The sequence below is a fragment of the Roseovarius halophilus (ex Wu et al. 2025) genome (genome assembly GCF_047086965.1).
Window position 1 is genome coordinate 1 of record NZ_JBKOTX010000672.1, and the last position, 251, is coordinate 251.

The following is a 251-nucleotide window of genomic DNA, read 5'->3' on the forward strand; positions in this document are numbered from 1 at the left end:
GCCCATACAGGTCTTTTCGCTTCAGTTTCAGCAGGTATTTCTGCACTATGGGGCCCGCTTCACGGTGGTGCTAACCAGGCAGTGATTGAAATGCTTGAAATGATTGAGCAGGATGGTGGTGATGTGGCTAAATATGTTGAAAAAGCGAAAAACAAAGACGATAACTTCCGCTTGATGGGCTTCGGTCACAGAGTTTACAAAAGCTTCGATCCGCGCGCAACAATTATCAAGAAAGCCGCAGACGATATCCT

At 46.6% G+C, this 251-nt stretch carries 1 protein-coding gene; it reads left to right on the top strand.

Annotation, left to right across the window (positions count from 1 at the left end; all coding sequences use genetic code 11):
* A partial coding sequence (locus ACH107_RS33985; RefSeq protein WP_412509947.1) for a citrate/2-methylcitrate synthase occupies positions 1–251 on the top strand: 251 nt, incomplete at both ends.